Genomic DNA, 1,103 nt, shown 5'->3' with positions numbered 1-1,103 from the left:
GCGCTACGTGAACCAGCTGATCGAGCTGACCGGCATGGTCAGCTGCTGCGTGTTCGACATCGCGAGCGGCCAGGACCTGGTGCATGCCGGTGCGCGGCCCTCCCCCGACATCCTGGCCCACCACGGCGCCGCACTGATCGGCGCAATGACCGCGACCGCCCGCACGATGGGCCTCGGCCACGCCGTGCCCGAGGCGGCCATCACGCTCGGCTCGCACCACCTGCTGGTGCGCCCGGTGCCCAACCATTCCGGCCTGGCGCTGCACGCGGTGCTCGACAAGACGCATGCGAACCTGACGCTGGTCAGGCTGCAGGTCGGCCGGATGGACAACCTGCTCGACTGACCCGGTTCAGTGCACGACGCGCGAGAAGCTGAACTCGGTTCCGCTCACGTCGACCGGGATCACGTCCTTCGGCCCGAACCTGCCCTCGAGGATCAGCTTCGAGACCGGGTTCTCGATCTTCTGCTGGATCGCCCGCTTCAGCGGCCGCGCACCGAACACCGGATCGAACCCGACCTGGGCCAGTGCCGCCAGTGCGGCCGGTGACACGTCGAGCTTCATCTCGAGCTTGTCCAGCCGCTGCTCCAGCACCTTCAGCTGGATGCGCGCGATCGCCTCGATGTTCTTCGCGTCCAGCGAATGGAACACCACCGTCTCGTCGATGCGGTTCAGGAACTCCGGGCGGAAATGCTGCTTCACCTCTTCCCACACCGCCGCGCGGATGGCCTCGTGGTCCTGCCCCGCCATCTGCATGATCTGGTGCGACCCCAGGTTCGAGGTCATCACGATCACCGTGTTCTTGAAGTCGACCGTGCGGCCCTGCCCGTCGGTCAGGCGGCCATCGTCGAGCACCTGCAGCAGCACGTTGAAGACGTCCGGATGCGCCTTCTCGACTTCATCGAGCAGCAGCACGCTGTACGGCTTGCGGCGCACCGCCTCGGTCAGGTAGCCGCCCTCGTCGTAGCCGACGTAGCCGGGCGGCGCGCCGATCAGCCGGCTCACCGAATGCTTCTCCATGAACTCGCTCATGTCGACGCGGATCAGGTGGTCCTCGCTGTCGAACAGGAAACCGGCGAGCGCCTTGCACAGCTCGGTCTTGCCG

At 66.8% G+C, this 1,103-nt stretch carries 1 protein-coding gene and 1 pseudogene; one reads left to right on the top strand and one right to left on the bottom strand.

Translation table 11 applies throughout. The annotated features are described in order from the left end of the window. A pseudogene (locus AC1D01_RS35955) lies at nucleotides 1-343 on the top strand (hypothetical protein); the annotation flags it as partial. A gap of 6 nt (nucleotides 344-349) precedes the next feature. On the opposite strand, the gene AC1D01_RS35950 reads toward AC1D01_RS35955, so the two are convergent. Next, on the bottom strand, nucleotides 350-1,103 hold a 754-nt coding region (locus tag AC1D01_RS35950; RefSeq protein WP_477874486.1), incomplete at its 5' end, for an AAA family ATPase.

The sequence above is a fragment of the Rhizobacter sp. P3_B12 genome (assembly GCF_056402895.1).
Note: the sequence above shows the minus strand (reverse complement) of the source record. Positions and strands in the feature narration are given on the sequence as shown.